A 16,703-nucleotide genomic window follows, 5' to 3' on the forward strand; every position below is an offset into this window, starting at 1 on the left:
GTAAGGGTTAGTCATTTACGATCTCAGAAGTAGCGACGTCGCCCCTCTTGTTTGGTGTCACCGCGGTTGAATCGGACCGCGAGGTGCGGAGGTTCATGTGTCACCACGACGACCAACGGTCTACGCCGCCCGGGTCCATGGCGGCTGGCTGGGGACGATGGTCGGATCTGGAGCCGAGGTCGAGGCCAGCACCTGGCACGGTCTACGGGTGCGCGCTGCCGAGCGCGAAGGTGTCGCCATAGCGGAAATCCGGCTCGTACCCTGGATACCGCGCACCCCGGTTTCGCAAGAGCTCCGAGACGCGGCCGAAGCGATCATGAACCAGCCGTTCCCCTCTTTCGACCCTGACGGGGCTACAGAGGTGATCGACCTGCCTCGTCTGGCGGTGTTCATCTTTCACGCCGTCGCCGCGCCCAACCCGGATGGAACCTTCACAATCACCATCCCCGGGCTTCCAGGACCGGAGGTGACCGTCACTGATCCCGAGGACGGCCCCGATGCCCTGGCCCGCGTCATCGAACGCGAATGGGACCGCGAGCCTGACACGATCATCGTCGCCGTCCACACCGATGCCGAGACGGACGCACCTTCAAGGGGGCAGACAACATGACCGAGGTGCTCCGGCACGTGAGTGTCGCCATCCCGAAGGAGAGCATGACGTGGATCCGCGAGGCCGCCTCACGCGACGGCGTGACCGTGACCGAATGGGTCGCTCAGATCAGCGCCGACGAGGTCGCCGTCGCTCAACGCGACCGACAGCGCCGGCTCCTTGGGGACGATGACTCTCACGAAGTACTCAACTTGGTGCTCGGCGAGAGCGTTGCCGAGGACCTCAAACAGGCCGCGCTGTCAGCCGGGGTGACCATCTCCGACTGGGTCGCCAAAGCCATCCGTGGGCAAGCTGGCACGGCTCAGATCCGGTCGATGTTCACCCCGCGACAGCGCAGCGACTTCGAGAACCACATCAGCAGCGTCCTTCACGATGCGCGCATCGAAGCCCGTCGCGCTGAACAGACCGTCTACGGACGGGTGCTCGCCGAGGCAATGTCATCGGTGGCCAAAGGCCTGCCGCGCCTGCGGTGGAACTCCGATCCGCTTAGCGCGGTTCTGGGCATTCACGGGATCGTCGACACCGGCGGGGCCGCCGACCGCTACCGGGCACTGCGCGCGTGGGTTGAACGGTTCGGAGGACACGGTCCCGACGTGACGGTCGAGTACCGTGAAGCGGTCGTACTGCGCGCTGCGATCAACGTCGAAGGCCAGCGCTGCCTCCTGATCGCCTCCATCTGGGACCCGAACGACGACACCGGCCCCAGACCCCAACTCCGAGACGTCCGCGCCGCCGCCAACCCTCACCTGGCCGCGCCGACCGTGAACGAGCTCATCGAGCAGTTCACGAAGATCACCCAGGGTCGGTACAGCGAAAGACTCCACAAACACGAGGCCGACGAACTCTCCGCTGAAATCAACGAGCGTGTCAGCGAACTGAACGATCGTGACCAGAAGTCCTGGCGGGTGCTCTACGGTCAACCCGCGAACGACAGTGCCACAGGAGCGGGCAGCGGCGTCGGCTAATCACCGGACCGGCGCGGGCACTCCCGAAGGCTTGGCGGTTGCGGGTCCCGTCCACGCCACTGAACCACACGGACGGGACCCGCTAGGACGAGCCGTTAAGCGTCTTCAGCCTCGGATTCGGCGTCCTCGTCGTCAGTGTCGTCGCGGCTGGGTTCGTCCGTGGCGGCAGCGGCGATCAGTTCCGCCTCCAGTTCGGTGCGGAGGTTCGCTTCGGCCTCGGAGAGGGTGTAGCCGTCGCTGGCGAGCTGATCAAGGTAGGCCACGACGTGGTGGGCGTTGCTGGTCCAGGCCTTGCCGCCAGCCAGCCGCGTCTCGTTCTTGGTCAACCAGCGGGCCACCAGCATCCGGGAGAGCTTGTCACTGCCGGCCTTCTCGGCCGCCGGAAGGATAGGGCCACCGGCGAAAGAAGTGAGGATGTCCTGGGCGTAGTCGCTGAGCCCGATGTTGATCGTGTCGGGGTCGATGACGGCGTCGCGCAGGACGGTGAGGAACAGGCCTTTGACGGCCTTCGCGGAGTGGTAGGTGCTCTTGACGAACTCGGCCCTGATCTCGGCCGCCGCGGTGAGTGCCTGGAGCTCGGCTTCGTGTTCCTTTTTGGCGCGTTCGGCTTCGGCGAGTTCGGCGGGAGACTTGTAGCTGGTGTGCCTGGTGCGCGTGTAGCCCCAGGCCTCAGGGTCGGTGCACACGATCGTCGCGGCAGGCTTGTACCCGTCGTGTTCGATGAACGCGGCGAATCCGGGCCTGCTCTTGACCTCTTGCGGGTCGAGCGGGTTGCCGTCACTGTCGCGGAGGCTGGAAGCGTCGGCGGCTCGCGAGGCCCATGGGTAGTCCTTCGGCCTGGAGATGATCTTCACGCCGGCCAAGGTGAGTTCAGCGCGCAGCTTGTCGGCTTCGGCCTTGCGGTCGCGGCGCTTCTTGGCGTCGGAGATCGCGTGCTTGAAGCCCCAGGTGCCGCTGGATGCCTTATCCAGTACCTTTGCGAGGAGTTCGGGGTCGTCTTTGAACTCCTCCAGATCGGCGACCTGGTCGAGGGGCAGCACACCGTCGTCGGCAGCCTGCTGTGCGGGTTTCGGCAGTTTCGTCAACGCCAGGCTTCGCTTGACGTGTGTGATTGGTTGCGCCGTGACCCGTGCGATGGCCTCGGGCTCCCAGTCCATGAGGGTCAACTGGTGGTAGGCGCCGGCTTCCTCGGAGACGGTGAGATTTTCCCGGTGCTTGTTCTCGACCAGCAGCGACACCAGGTACTCGGCGTCGCCCGAAGCATCGATAACGACACAGGGGACGGTTTCGAGACCGAGTTCGATGGCCGCGGTGTGGCGGCGGTGACCGATCTGGATCCGGTACACGCCCTCCTCGTCGGTGGCTGTGACGACTAGCGGCTGGAGGATGCCGACCTCGGCGATGGAGTCGCGGAAGGCGGTCATGTTGCGCGCCGACCGGTCGGGCGGGTTGGTTTTGCTGGGAAGCAGTTGAAGCGGCGGGATGTCGAGGATGTCCACGATGGACACCTCCGTTCTCGGGTGCGAACCACAGCGGCACACCAGCGGGTGCCGCCTTCTGACTCGCAGGCCCTCGCCGCCCGCGGAAGCCGGACGGCAACTGATCCACGCCCACAACACGAAAGCCAGGCCTTGCCGTCCGGCGACGGGCGGCACACTCACCAGCGAAGAAGGCGGCGGTTGCCCGGGATGCGCGTGGTCGGCGGCTAGGGTGCACAGGTGGCTGACGCGATATGGGACACGATCCGGGCATCACGACGCTGGCTCGATGAGGCCAACGGCACCGAGCTGAGCGAGCTGACTTGCCGGATCCTAAAGGTCACTGAGGAATCCGGTGAAGCCGCTGGTGCCTGGATCGGAACCTTGGGACAGAACCCGAGGAAGGGCGTGACCCACACGCGGGCCCAGGTCGCCGAGGAACTCGCCGACGTAGCCCTCACTGCGCTCGTCGCGATCGAAAGCCTCGGCCTCGACGCGCACTCCGCGCTCGAAAAGTGCGCTGCGAAGGTAGCCTCCCGGCTACCGGCCCCCGCGGCCGCCAGCGTGCCGCGACAGGATTGACCAGCGCCGGACGATGGGCAGGATGGGGTCACCACCTTGGGCGTCTTGGCGACGAAGTTGCGGTGTGCAATGCCGCTGGGGCACGTCGACCCTCTCGTAGAGACATGATGATGGAGGCTTGCCGAGCAAGCGTTTGAGAGGGGCCTCTGCGTGTCGATGGCTGAGGATCTTATTGACTGCCCTACCTGTCAGGGCACGACCATGCGCGCGAAACCCTGCCGGTGCACTTACAGCGGGAACACCGCGATCGTGGCCGACCGACCTCTCGGGTACCGGGGCGAGCCCTTTGCCGAGTGCGAGCAGTGCCGAGGCGATGGTGCGGTGCTCATTGCGTGTGAACCGTGCGCCGGCGGAGGACAGATCCGGTCGCAGCGTGTCGGCACCGTTGTAAACATCGAGACTGCGGCTCTGGCGTCGTTCGAGATCACCCCTGAGGCCGATCTGCCGCTGCACCGAGCCGACAACGGACGCTGGTTCATCGACACCCCCAAGATTGTGTCGTCTCTGCTCGACGAGGTCGGCGCGGTTGAGCTGTTGCCGGATGGGGGAACCGGAAAGCCGCAGACTCTGCTGCAGATCGCCTTGCCCGAAGGATTCACCCCTGACTTGCCGACCATGGAGCGGCAGCGGATGATCCGCGACGGTCTCGTCTCCGGCAGACCGCGCCGCTGGTCGGCGTACCTGGCGACCAGCGCCCCTCGACAGTCGACAGCCCCTGAGACGACACTGCGGGAGCTGTGCCGGATCGCGGACCTGATGCATGTAGACCTGGTGATCGAGCGGCGTCCTTTCCCCGCATCGTCTCCACGGTTCGAGGTGCGCTTGGAACCAGCCGGCGCACGCCTACGCGACGGGAACCTCCGCTGGCACCACGGGACCCTCACGGAGGCACTCGCATACACGAGTGTCGACCGGGCCCTGCACTACATGTGGCTATACCGCGACCGCAGCACTCCGGCGCGGAGGATCCGCCCCAACGCCAAAGGCTCAGCACCCGCCCAGAACGTTGCGATCGCCGCCATCGAACAACGGCTCACCGACACCGGCGGGACCGCGGGGACGGCGATCGCGGTGTGGCGCGAAGGTACGTGGCATTACCGTCTCGTCGCCGTCGTCGGCGAAAACACCACCATGACTCGCTTGCCCACGGGGCAGATCTCCCACCGCACCCAGTCGGTGTACGCCATCGCGACTCGCATTCCCGACCCGACCTATCTCGGCGAAGCGACTCAAACGCAGCCGTGCGCCGCCTGCGTCACCGGAACCGCATGGGAACGCTGCTCGTGCGCCTACGCCCTCACCGTCCCCGAGACCGACTGCCCACGGTGCGCCGGGACCGGCCAAGTTCCCCAGGAGGGCTCCTGCAGTGCGTGCGGCGGCGTTGGATTTCACCAATGGGAAGGCACCGTCACCGTCACGGACCTGGCTGCACGCACCGTCCACCTTGACTGGTGCATCCCCTTCGACGCCGACATCGAACATGTGGACACCACACCAGCCGGGGATCCCATCTACCAGCTTCCCGCCGAATACCGCCTCGCCACCATCCTGGCCGGCTTCGGTGTGGACCGGGAGCGCCTCGTCGACGAGTCCGGAACCCCCATCACCCACGACCTCCATGATGGCCTTGTGACCGCTGCGGCAAGTGACAACGTCCAACAGGTCATCGGCCGCTACATCGCCCGCACGATGTGGGGCAGGGGCGCAGGCCGCATGTTCTTGTTCATCACCCCGGCACCTGACTCAACCAGCGAGCAGCTGTCGCGACTCATTTCGATCCTCACGGGACTGGGCATCGGCCTGCGCGTCTCCCTCTGCTCGTACAAGCACCTCGCCGGCGACGCAGGCGCCACTCAGGGCGAACGGTGGGAGGTTCGAGCCGTCCACCTCGACGCTCCACCTCAGGCCACCATCTGCTCCCACCACACCCTCGGTGACGCCGTTGACCAGCTCGCACGATCGCTACCCGTCGAGCTGTTCAATTCCGCCACGAACCACGGCCCGACGCAGTTGCTTCCAGCCCCGTCCCAGGCGCCGCAAGATAGCGAACTCGCCGACGGATTCGAGGAACTCGTGCGCGCCCTCGCCGAGCGATACACCCCACCCACCGGCACCACTGTGACCTGCCTGATCACCCCGACAGGGACGACGGTAACCCTCACCAGTCCTCGCCAGGAACCCGTTGAACTCGCCCACGCGGGGACCTTCACCGAAGCGATCACGACCCTGACGGCCGCTTCTCGCCTGACGAACACCGTCGGCAACCCTGACGCCCCACCAAGCTCAGGGCAGCCCAAGTCTTAAGGGCGTGCGAGACGACCGCGTGGCACGCGGGGTGTCGTATGCGCGATGATGTTTCGTGACGCAGCGACTACTGCAGACTGTGCGCCGCCTGTTCGGATGGCACGCGCGAGCTTGCGCTGGGCGTCCCGCTTTGATAGTCGAGTGAGCCTCGTAAGGAGCCTTGTGAGCACCCTCGGTAATTTCATCTGGTCGATCGCCGATCAGCTTCGAGGTCCCTACCGCCCCAACCAGTACGGCAACGTAATCCTCCCCCTCACGATCCTGCGTCGCCTCGACTGCATCATCGAGCCTGACCGGGAGACGGTGCGTAAGCTCGCGGCGAAGTACGACAACCCGAACCGGCTCAAGATCGAGGTGAAGAAGGCGACCGGTCGACCGTTCTACAACACCTCGAACTACTCATTCGACAACCTGCTGGCCGACGCCGATGGGCTGGCAGACAACCTCGCTGACTACATCGACCGGTTCTCGTCTGATGTCGATGTGTTCGAGTATTTCGACTTCAAGAAAGAAATCCTTGCCCTAGAGAAGGCCGGGCTCCTACGTGAGGTCATCACGTCCTTTAAGGCCGTCGACCTACACCCGAACGTCGTCTCCAACGCCGACATGGGCGATGCCTTCGAGTACATCATCCGCAAGTTCAACGAGGCCGCGAACGAGACCTCCGGTGACCACTACACGCCGCGGGACGCGATCCGACTGCTGGTCGACCTACTCTTCGCCGACAAGGACGTCGACCTGCGCGAGGCGGGCATCGTCCGCACGCTGTACGACCCCACCGCAGGCACTGGCGGCATGCTCACTGTGGCCGAGGAACACCTGCTCGCTCAGAACCCCGACGCGAAGCTGAGTCTGTACGGCCAGGAGTACAACCCGCAGTCGTACGCGATTTGCAAGTCTGACCTGCTGGCCAAGGGCCACGACGCGACCAACATCGCCTTCGGCAACACGCTGACCGAGGATGCGTTCAAGGGCCGACAGTTTGACTTCTGTATGTCTAATCCGCCCTACGGCGTCGACTGGAAGCAGTACGCCAAGGCCATCAACGCCGAAAAGGACTCCGCTGGCCCCTACGGCCGATTCGCCCCTGGCCTCCCGGCGACCTCAGACGGGCAAATGCTCTTCCTGCTCCACCTGGCCAGCAAGATGCGCGCCCCCGGGGACGGCGGCGGTCGGGCAGGGATCGTGATGAACGGCTCGCCGCTCTTCAACGGTGCCGCCGAGTCCGGGCCCTCCAACATCCGCAGATGGCTACTGGAGAACGACTTGGTCGATGCCATCGTCGCGCTGCCGACCAACATGTTCTTCAACACCGGCATCGCCACCTATATCTGGATCCTCGACAACACCAAGCATCCTGACCGCAAGGGCAAGGTCCAGCTCATCAACGGCACCTCATTCTGGACCAAGATGCGCAAGAACCTCGGCTCCAAGGGCCGCGAGATCAACGACGCCGACCGCACCAAGGTCGTCAAACTGTACGCCGACTTCACCGACGCCGACCCTGACTACTCCAAGGTGCTGCGGAACGACGAGTTCGGCTACTGGACCATCACCGTCGAACGCCCCATGCTTGACGAACACGGCAACAGCGTTGGCGACCGCAGAGGCAAACCCAAGCCCGACACAAAGAAGCGCGATACCGAGAACGTTCCGTTTAACTACGGCGGCTCGACCGCCGGTGCCGCAGGCAAGACCGAGGTGATCCAGGCGTACTTCGGCGCCGAGGTGAAGCCTCACGTTTCCGACGCCTGGATCGACTGGGCCAAGGTCAAGACCGGCTACGAGATCCCCTTCACTCGCCACTTCTATAAATACGCTCCGCCCCGGCCCCTCGCCGAGATTGATGCGGACATGGAGAAGCAGATCGCCAAGATCCTTTACCTCCTTCGGGAGGTCGAGGGATGAGTTCTCTGACACTCATCGGTGCGCACCGGGCCGTCTCCGCGTTGCTGGAGACTCGGCCCAAGTCGTGGAGCGTCGTTCGCTTCAAGGGCCTGTTCGACCGACTCAATCAGCGCAACAACGAACTCTCCCACGAGATGCTGTCACTTCGCTCGACAGGTGAGGTGGTTGCACGCGCCGAGATGGGAGGGCGACAGGAGCCGGACGAGGCTAGCCTGCCGAAGTACCTTATAGCCGAGATCGACGACCTCATCGTCAATCCGATGTGGCTAATCGGCGGTGGGATCGGAGTATCTCGGCGCGCTGGAGCAGTGAGCCCCGACTACAGGGTCTTCAGGTCCCGCGGCGTTCTGCTCCCACGGTTCATCCATTACCTACTGCGATCCCAGCCCTACCTCGATCAATACGTGCTGTACACGCGGGCACAAACTACCTTCGACCGCCGAGTGCAGCAGCCAGACCTCGACAATCTGCCGATGCCAGTGCCGCCCCTGGAGGAGCAGCGCGCGATTGCCAACTACCTCGACCGCGAAACCGTCCGCATCGACATGCTAATCGAGGAGCAGCAGCGCCTGATTGAGATGCTCGGCGAGCGGCGGGCTGCGATGGTTGACGCTGCTCTGGCCCCATTGAGTTCCTGGACGCGTACGGCGCTGAAGCACATGCTGTCTGGGATCGATCAGGGTGTCAGTCCGCAGGCTGAGGCAGGTCTTGCGGACGAGCCGGGTACCTGGGGAGTGCTGAAGGCAGGATGCGTCAATCGCGGGGTGTTCCGCCAGGAGGAGCACAAGCGGCTTCCGAATGACTTCGGTTTCGATCCTGCGATTGGAGTGGAGGTGGGCGATGTCATCGTCTCCCGAGCAAACGGATCACCGGATCTTGTCGGATCGGCCGCAATCGTCGAACATCTCGACTATCGACTAATTCTCTCCGACAAGTTGTTTCGTCTGCGGCCGAAGCATCTAGTGGACCCCAAGTTCCTGGCATGGGGCCTCAACTCGGGCCGGTATCGGGTCCAGGTGCGTCGCGCCATCAGCGGGGCTGAGGGGCTCGCAAACAACCTTCCGCTTTCTAAACTGCGCGCTTTCGAGATGCATTATCCGTCATTGACGGAGCAGCGTCGCATTGCTGCATATCTCGACGGGCAGACAGTAAAGATCGATACGCTGATCGCTGAGACATGGCGATTCATCGAGATCTCGAAGGAGCGGCGTACGGCGTTGATCGCGGCTGCGGTGACGGGGCAGATTGATGTACGGGAGGTGGTGTGATGGCCGATCACAACGAGGTCGTCTTCGAGTCCGAGATCTGCGCGTATCTGGAGTCCCAAGGTTGGCTGTACTCGGCAACTGACACCGGTTACGACCGGGAGCGGGCTCTCTTCCCCGAGGACCTCTTCGCGTGGCTGAAGGAGACGCAGCTGGCGGCGTACGAGAAGGCTTTAAGGGCCGCGGGGTCGCAGGCGAAGTTCCTCGATGTGCTAGCTACGGCGCTCGACAAGCCTCTCGAACATGGTGGCGGGACGCTGAACATCCTGCGGAACGGTGTGCAGTACATCGGTGGTGGGCGGTTGAAGATGGCGCAGTTTCGGCCTGAGACCAGTCTGAACGCGACCACCAACGAGCAGTATGCGGCGATGCGGCTGCGGGTGATGCGGCAGGTGCATTTCTCCACCGCTGACCGACGCAGCATAGACCTGGTGTTCTTCGTCAACGGGCTCCCGGTGGCCACCGTGGAGTTGAAGACCGACTTCACTCAGTCGCTGGATGAGGCGGCCAACCAGTATCGCAAGGACCGGAACCCGCTGACCAACGGCCGGCCGGAGCCGCTGTTGTCGTTCGGGCATCGGGCGGTGGTGCACTTCGCGGTCTCGAACGACCTGGCTGCGATGACGACCCGGTTGGAGGGCGAGAAGACTCACTTCCTGCCGTTCAACATGGGCCATGAGGGCGGTGCGGGGAACCCGCCGGGTACGGATGGGCGTTCGGCGACGGCGTACTTGTGGGAGCGGGTCTGGGAGAAGGATGCCTGGCTCAGCATCATCGGCCGGTTGATGATCGTGGAGACCAAGGAGGAGTGGGACGTCGCCACGGGCACCTCGGTGCGGCGTACGAGCATGCTGTTCCCGCGGTTCCACCAGTGGGAGGCCGTCACGAACCTCGTGGCCGCGGTGGGCGAGGAGGGTGTGGGGCATCGCTACCTGATCGAGCACTCGGCAGGGTCGGGGAAGACGAACACCATTGCCTGGGCATCGCATCGGCTGGCGCGGCTGCACGTGAACGACGCGAAGGTCTTCGACTCGGTGATCGTGGTCGTGGATCGCACGGTGCTCGACGGGCAGCTCCAGGAGGCGATCCGGCAGATCGACGGCTCGGGGAACATCGTTGCCACGATCAGCCCCGAGGACGTCCGTAAGGCCGGCGCGAAGTCGAAGTCTGGGCTGCTGGCGACCGCGTTGAAGAACGGCGAGTTGATCATCGCGGTGACTGTTCAGACTTTCCCGTACGCGCTCGACGAGATCCGGAAGAGCAAAGGTCTGAAGGGCAAGCGGTTCGCGGTGATCGCCGATGAGGCGCACTCCTCGCAGTCTGGGCAGGTCTCGATCAAGCTCAAGGCGGTGCTGACCGCCGAGGAGGTCAAGGAGATCGAGGAGGGCGGCGCGGTCGACGTCGAGTCGGTCCTGGCCGCGGAAATGACCGAGCGCGCTGAGTCGGAGGACATCTCCTACTTCGCGTTCACCGCGACACCGAAGAACAAGACCCTGGAGTTGTTCGGCCGCAAAGGACCTGACGGCAAGCCCGTCGCGTTCCATCTCTACCCGATGCGGCAGGCGATCGAAGAGGGATACATCCTCGACGTGCTCAAGGGTTACCAGACCTACGACACCGCACTGAAGATCGCCGGCAAGGCCGAAAGCGGCGACGGAAGCATGGTCGAAGAGGCTACGGCACGGAAAGGGCTGATGCGGTGGGTGACGCTCCACCCGACCAACATCAGCCAGAAGGTGCAGATCGTCGTCGAGCACTTCCACGCCAACGTCGCCCACCTCTTGGAGGGCAAGGCGAAGGCGATGGTCGTGACCGACTCGCGCAAGGCCGCGGTGAAGTACAAGAAGGCGATCGACGCCTACATCGCCAAGAGAGCCGCCGAGGACGCCTCGTACAACTATCGGACCCTGGTTGCCTTCTCCGGTTCGGTGACGATGGCCGAAGACGAAGAGTGGGTCGCCGACTGGGGGCCGCAGCCGGGCAAGGACGACGAGTTCACCGAAGCCAACATGAACCCCGGCGCCGGCTCGGATCTGGCCGCCGCTTTCAAGGGCGACACGTACAAGGTCATGCTGGTCGCCAACAAGTTCCAGACCGGGTTCGACCAGCCGCTGCTGTCGGCGATGTACGTTGACAAGAAGCTCTCCGGGGTCACAGCGGTGCAGACACTCTCGCGGCTCAACCGCACCCATCGCACCGCCAGCGGGGAGCAGAAACGCAAGACCTTCGTCATCGACTTCGTGAACAAGCCCGACGACATCCGCACCGCGTTCGAGCCGTACTTCGCCGGCGCCCGCCTCGAGACCGAGACCGACCCCTACGTCGTCATCCACCTCGCCACCAAACTCAACCACGCTGGCATCTACACGCAAGAGCAGGTGCGCAAGGTCGCCGAACTGTGGGTCACCCGCAAGGGCAACAACGCCCTTTCGGCCGCAATCAGCCCCGCCAAGAACGAGTTCGCCCGCCGCTACGCCGCCGCCATCGAGGCCGACGACAAGGTCACCCTCAACACCCTCGACCTGTTCCGCAAAGACGTCTCCACCTACGTCCGGCTCTACGACTTCATGAGCCAGATCGTCGACTACGGCGACCCGTACATGGAGATGCTTTCGATCTTCCTGCGGCTCCTCGAGCGGGTCATCGCCGACGCGTCTTGGGCCGCGGAGGTCGACCTCTCTGACGTGGTCTTGGTCGGTGTCAAGCACAGCAAGGCGACTGCGGTCGACATCTCGCTGACCGGTGACGGTGAACTCAAGGGTATCGGCGCCGCGGGTACCGGGGCACGGAAGGAACCGAAGTACGTCGCGCTCCAGGTCGTCATCGACAAGATGAACGACCTCTTCGGCGCCGAGTCGTTCACCCAGTCACAGGTCCGTGAGTTCGTGCAGGGCCTGGTGCAGCGGCTGCTCGCCTATCCGGACCTGATCAACCAGACCAAGGTGAACTCGAAGAAGCAGTTCATGGAGTCTCAAGACTTCCAGTCGGCCGTCACTGAGGCCGTCATCGAGAACCAAGGGGCCCACAACACCATGGCCGACTACTTCTTCTCCGATGGGCCCGGCATCAACGCCGTCATTGCGGCGCTGGCGGACGCCTTCTACGAGGCGGCGATCGACCACCGGACGGAGGAGTAGGCAGCCCCCGATGGCCTGCGGGTTCGGCTCGCGGGCGTCAGCGTCGCTCTGGTCGCCCGGTTTGGCGGGCACAAGCATAGATGAAGGGCCAGGTGCCGCGGCTATTGAGGGCGAGTCACGGGTTCGGGAGCGCCGGGAGTTTGGGCTGCTTCTTGCGGAGGAAGTCTCTGTACAGCTTCTTGAGCACGTTTTGTGGTGGGTGGCTGGGGAGGAGTTTGGCGACGCGGCTGGCGAGGGCGTTGGCGTCGTAGCGGTCGATGAGTTTCGCGCAGGGGTCGCAGGCGGTCCAGTCGGGGCTGAACCTGTTCTCGCGCAGTTCTTCGTGGCCGGTGGTGCGGTGTCGGCGGATGGTGTGGTCGCGCATCGTGTCGTGGTCTTCTTCGGTCGCCCTTCGGGTTTCGATGGCGAGCATGTTGCCCATGGGGGTCGAGACTGGCGCAGGGGTGTTATTGGTTGTGTGCGCTATTTGTCATGGTTGGCCGTGTTGGGTGGGTTGATGCGGGTGGCGAGGTATGCGGTCCAGTCACGTTTGAGTTCGTGGGACCAGGCGGTGGCGGTGGAGGCGTGGATGCCGATGAGGCTGGCGAGGACTCCGGCGGGTAGGTCTTGGGCGAGGGCCATGAGCACGGCGCGGCGTCCGCTGCGGACGGTGATGCCGAGGGCGGCGAGGCGTTCGTAGAGTCCTTTGGCTTGGCGGTGGGTTCCGGGGTGGGGGCTGGGAAACATCCAGGTGGTCGTCTCGAGGGTGTTGGCCAGGGGCGTGGGTGCGGGTTGGTTGAGTTGTTCGGTGATGAGGACGGCCAGGCTCGGGGGCAGCAGCACGGGGGTTCGACCGAGTTGCAGGTAGTGGTTGTCGTCGACGGTGCGGTAGTGGGCGGCGGTGAGCCGGACGGTGCGGCCGATGGGGTGGCCGAACAGCAGAAGTAGTGCTCCAGTGATCCTGAGATCGCGTGGGAGCTGGTCGTCGTCGAGGCAGCGGCGGAGGTGAGTTGCAGTCGATGCAACTCCGCCCGTTTGGTCGGGTAGATCCAGGCGACATCGGGGTCGCTGCAGAAGTCGCATTCCATGATCACGAGCTCGGCGCCGTCTCGTGGGACTGGCAGAGGTTCGTGGTCGTAGACGGTGCCGGGGCGCAGCGGGTGCTGGTAGATGGTGGTGCCGCCGTCGGCGGGCTGGAACGAGTTGAGCGGCAAGGCGCAGGTGCCGCAGACCATCCACTCAGAGGGTTTGGGCGTGGCGTGGCTCATCGGTCCTGCCCTCGGTTGGTGGGCGCCTCGTGGGTGGGGTCGTTGCTGAGTTCTTGGACGTCGGTGACCATGCGGGCATGGCCGCGGCGGATGAGGTGGTGGCAGTCTCTGCGGGCGGCGATCGCGAGGTCGTTTCTGTGGTCGGTGAGGATGTTGATCGTTTTCGCGAAGCCGCGGCGGTCGACGCAGTCGGCGACGTCGGTAACACCGGGCCGGGCCAGGAACGCCAACATGATCCGCAGGACACGCACGTCGTAGTCGTTGATGGGGTCGAACATGAGGAGTTTCCGTTCAGGCTGGGGAACGATGACGGCCCGATCCGCATTCGCGGATCGGGCCGTAGGTGTTGAGGCGGTCAGTGGGGTTTGGGTGTGTGGAGGTGAAGCGCGAGGGCCTGGGTGAGTTGTACGTCGCCGGGTGCGGTGATGCCGTCATAGTCGGCGATCGTCCACATCAACCGTTGGACGAGCTCGACGTGCCGGTCGGAGAGAACACCAGCGGCAGCCAGCCCTGCGAGATCGTTGTGGATGCCGTACGCGAAGCCCTCGTCGCTGACCGACCGGAGCATGTCAGCGGGAACAGTGTGGTTGGTGTATGCCGCGCCCTGGCTGGCTCCCCACCGTCTGGCAGCGCGGATGCGGGCGGTGGCGACCTTCTCAGCCGTCGGCACCGCCTCGGGGTCGAAGGATGCGGCGGGTTCGGTGGCGGCGATGTTGATGGCGGCGTGCGCGCCGAGCTTGTCGTGGATGTGCTGGGTGTGCAGGACTCGTGCCTCGGGCCGGCAGGTGCAGGGCGTGTGGGACTTCGGGCAGGCCGCGGTCGTGGCCAGGAGCTGGAACTCGGCGGGGTAGCGGCCATACGGTGAGTGGCTCATCGCCATGACGCTGCGGCGCGACATGGTCTGAGCGACGACGTCGAGGGCGAACCCTTGAATGGCGGCGGTGTCGTAGAGGTGCAGGACTCCGTGGTGCGCCAGGGGCATATACCCGGGTCGGGCGGGGTGGTCGGGCTGCCCGTAGAGCCGGTCGAGAAGCAGATTTGGTAGCACTGCCACCATCTCGGAATCCCCGTCGATCACAGCGGACAGGTTCGGTTCGAGAGCCCCGGCCAGAGACCACAAGTCCATGACCTCTTCGCGCACGGTGGCCGACAGCGGTGGGAGAAGCCCGACGAGCAACGCGGCGACGTCACCGGCGAAGCCCGCGGGCGCTTCGTGGGTGAGGATCATGTGATGCCCACCGGCTGCGGCCAGGCTGATCGCGCGCAGCACATGTGCGGGGATTTCGGCCAGGTCGGCCGTACTCACCGAGATCCGCCCCACCCCGATCCCATCGGTGCGATCCGATGGTGGAGACCCAGGAACCGGTCCGGCACCGAGCGACTCCACGGTGACGTCGCCAGTTTCGGCGTCGGCGGTCACGAGCAGAAGCCCGATGGGATCGGGCTCGCCCGCGTCGTCGACGTCATCGGCGGCAGTCGCCGACGCTAGCCACGAGTTCACCCAGTGCAGAGACGGGCCGGCGCCAACGATGCCGATCCCGCTGACGAGTTGCGCCTCAGCGATGTTCTCGTCGGGCACGATCACCCGCGACAGCCCAGCGGCCTTCGCGGCTTTCACCGCCGGGTACACGCCACGACAGGCCCGAACCGACCCGTCGGGGCCGAGCTCGCCGAGGATCAGCGTGTCGGCCAACTCCGGCCAGGCCACGGCTTGGCCGGTGGCGATGAGGACCGCGATCGCGAGGGCCAGATCGGCTGAGGACCCCAGCTCACCATCCGCATGGTCGCGTTCCAGCCGTACCGCACCGTCCGGCCACAACCAGGAGCTGTTGATGATCGCCGCGCGAACTCGGTCTCGCTGCTCGCGAGGACCTGGCAGATCGACACGGGTTTCGGAATCGGGCTGGGCGTTAATACCGATGCCCAGGACATGATGGTCCAAGCCGGTGGCCGAGATGGTGCGCAACGGCCACCGTGTTCGTGCAAGTTGTGGAGTGTGGGGCATGACGGGCCTCTCTGAGCGTGATCGAGACGCAGCCGCCCTGGAGGTTGGGCGGGGCCGCTTTCGGACGCGCGCTGAACGGCCGGGCGGATGAGAGCCCCCGGCAACCGACCCACTTCGCTGTACGTGGACGACGGCGGCTTGCCGGGGGCTCGCGCCTGGCCACACTCAACGCAAAGCGAAAGCGGCTCCCCGCGTGATGCAGGCGCTTGCGTCAATACGGCGCTGTACAACGTCCCCCCTGCTGACGTTCGGCTCGGGGCCGGACCTGTCAGTCTCCTGACTCCGTCCCCGATGCGCTTCGCCCAGTGGCCAAACCGGGACCTGAGCGGCAAGATCTCCCATGTGGCCTACGATGCCGGTACGTCGACCACAGAGGGGTGATTGTGACCATCGATGAGGTCGCCGGTGGGTGCCACCGCGCCATCGAGATGATCAAGAAAGGGATCGAGGAGGCGGTCGCCGCTCGCGCGAAGTTCGTCACCACGAAGTCGACACTCGCCGAGACCTTAACTGAGCAGTCCTCCAGGTACGCCGCCCTCACCGCGCCCTACGGTCAGGCTGACACCGCGCTCGAGGAATCGATCAATGCTGCGCAGGAGGCGATCGAGACCATCGAGTCCTACGTGGCGTTCATCCGCGGCACTGCCGGCCCATTGACGACGAGCGCCACCACACCGCGGCTAGCATCGGCGCTTGACACGCAGGGTGTCCAGCCAACGGACACGGCGACCACACACGACGCCGATGGCGCCGGAGTGACAAGACCGTCCCTGGCTCCAGATCCGGAGCGGCTGCCCGGCGGGACCGTCAGCAAGGTCCGCGAAGCCCGTACCGAAGGCGACGGGATCCGACGCGAGAACACCGCCGCAACGGTGCTGGCACAAGCCGGCTACGACGTTGTGCAGAACCCGCCCGCGAAGGAGAACAGACGGCAGCCGGACTACCTCATCGAGAACCGGCACTGGGACTGCCTCTCGCCGCTGACGACGAACGGCGGCCAGATCCGCAAACGCATCAGCGAGAAGATCAAAAAGGATCAGGCGGATCGGATCATCCTGAATCTGGACAGGGAGGACGGTGGGTCGATGGCTGATCCCGACGCCATCAAGCAGAGCCTGGAACGGCGGCCCGTGGCCGGCCTGAAAGAAATCAAGATCATCGCAAATCGGCAGGTCATAGACTTCTACCCCTGGTGACCGGAA

The 16,703-nt window shown here is 64.8% G+C and carries 13 protein-coding genes; 8 read left to right on the top strand and 5 right to left on the bottom strand.

What is annotated here, in order from left to right; all coding sequences use genetic code 11:
- The first annotated feature begins 208 nt into the window (after positions 1–208).
- Together HNR73_RS27510 and HNR73_RS27515 are read left to right on the top strand one after the other, a co-directional pair.
- Positions 209–610 (top strand): hypothetical protein, encoded by a 402-nt coding sequence (locus HNR73_RS27510; protein ID WP_184790545.1) that lies wholly within the window; start codon positions 209–211, stop codon positions 608–610.
- Positions 607–1,575 (top strand): hypothetical protein, encoded by a 969-nt coding sequence (locus HNR73_RS27515; RefSeq protein WP_184790546.1) that lies wholly within the window; start codon positions 607–609, stop codon positions 1,573–1,575. The genes HNR73_RS27510 and HNR73_RS27515 overlap by 4 nt, the downstream gene beginning before the upstream one ends.
- A 95-nt stretch (positions 1,576–1,670) precedes the next feature.
- On the opposite strand, the gene HNR73_RS27520 is transcribed toward HNR73_RS27515, so the two are convergent.
- Positions 1,671–3,074, bottom strand: a complete 1,404-nt coding sequence (locus HNR73_RS27520; protein ID WP_184790547.1) for a ParB/RepB/Spo0J family partition protein — start codon at positions 3,072–3,074, stop codon at positions 1,671–1,673.
- Positions 3,075–3,293: 219 nt separating this feature from the next.
- On the opposite strand from HNR73_RS27520, the gene HNR73_RS27525 reads away from it, so the two are divergent.
- The 5 genes from HNR73_RS27525 to HNR73_RS27545 all read left to right on the top strand — a co-directional run bounded on the left by HNR73_RS27525 (position 3,294) and on the right by HNR73_RS27545 (position 12,249).
- Positions 3,294–3,635 carry a MazG-like family protein gene (locus tag HNR73_RS27525; protein WP_184790548.1) on the top strand — a complete coding sequence of 114 codons (342 nt, stop codon included), beginning with the start codon at positions 3,294–3,296 and terminating at the stop codon, positions 3,633–3,635.
- Positions 3,636–3,836: 201 nt separating this feature from the next.
- On the top strand, positions 3,837–5,939 hold the full coding sequence (locus HNR73_RS27530; RefSeq protein WP_184790549.1) for a hypothetical protein: 2,103 nt from the start codon (positions 3,837–3,839) through the stop codon (positions 5,937–5,939).
- A gap of 162 nt (positions 5,940–6,101) precedes the next feature.
- Complete coding sequence (locus HNR73_RS27535; RefSeq protein ID WP_184790550.1) at positions 6,102–7,847, top strand: type I restriction-modification system subunit M; 1,746 nt, start codon at positions 6,102–6,104, stop codon at positions 7,845–7,847.
- Complete coding sequence (locus HNR73_RS27540; RefSeq protein WP_184790551.1) at positions 7,844–9,115, top strand: restriction endonuclease subunit S domain-containing protein; 1,272 nt, start codon at positions 7,844–7,846, stop codon at positions 9,113–9,115. The genes HNR73_RS27535 and HNR73_RS27540 overlap by 4 nt, the downstream gene beginning before the upstream one ends.
- Positions 9,115–12,249, top strand: a complete 3,135-nt coding sequence (locus HNR73_RS27545; protein WP_184790552.1) for a type I restriction endonuclease subunit R — start codon at positions 9,115–9,117, stop codon at positions 12,247–12,249. Before HNR73_RS27540 ends, HNR73_RS27545 begins: the two co-directional genes overlap by 1 nt.
- Positions 12,250–12,364: 115 nt before the next feature.
- Here HNR73_RS27545 and HNR73_RS27550 read toward each other — a convergent pair whose 3' ends face one another.
- The 4 genes from HNR73_RS27550 to HNR73_RS27565 form a co-directional block, all read right to left on the bottom strand.
- Complete coding sequence (locus HNR73_RS27550) at positions 12,365–12,670, bottom strand: hypothetical protein (RefSeq protein WP_184790553.1); 306 nt, start codon at positions 12,668–12,670, stop codon at positions 12,365–12,367.
- A 41-nt stretch (positions 12,671–12,711) separates the two neighbouring features.
- A complete protein-coding gene (locus HNR73_RS27555; RefSeq protein WP_184790554.1) occupies positions 12,712–13,311 on the bottom strand; it encodes a hypothetical protein in 600 nt (199 codons plus the stop codon).
- 181 nt (positions 13,312–13,492) lie between these two features.
- Positions 13,493–13,774, bottom strand: coding sequence for a hypothetical protein (locus HNR73_RS27560; RefSeq protein ID WP_184790555.1), 282 nt, complete (start codon positions 13,772–13,774; stop codon positions 13,493–13,495).
- 77 nt (positions 13,775–13,851) lie between these two features.
- On the bottom strand, positions 13,852–15,462 hold the full coding sequence (locus HNR73_RS27565) for a magnesium chelatase domain-containing protein (protein WP_184790556.1): 1,611 nt from the start codon (positions 15,460–15,462) through the stop codon (positions 13,852–13,854).
- A 422-nt stretch (positions 15,463–15,884) separates the two neighbouring features.
- On the opposite strand from HNR73_RS27565, the gene HNR73_RS27570 reads away from it, so the two are divergent.
- The gene (locus HNR73_RS27570) at positions 15,885–16,697 is read left to right on the top strand and encodes a CdiA C-terminal domain-containing protein (RefSeq protein WP_184790557.1); all 813 of its coding nucleotides are present in this window, start codon (positions 15,885–15,887) and stop codon (positions 16,695–16,697) included.
- Positions 16,698–16,703: the final 6 nt, after the last annotated feature.

The sequence above is a fragment of the Phytomonospora endophytica genome (genome assembly GCF_014202425.1).
In the GTDB taxonomy this organism is placed as follows: Bacteria; Actinomycetota; Actinomycetes; order Mycobacteriales; family Micromonosporaceae; genus Phytomonospora; species Phytomonospora endophytica.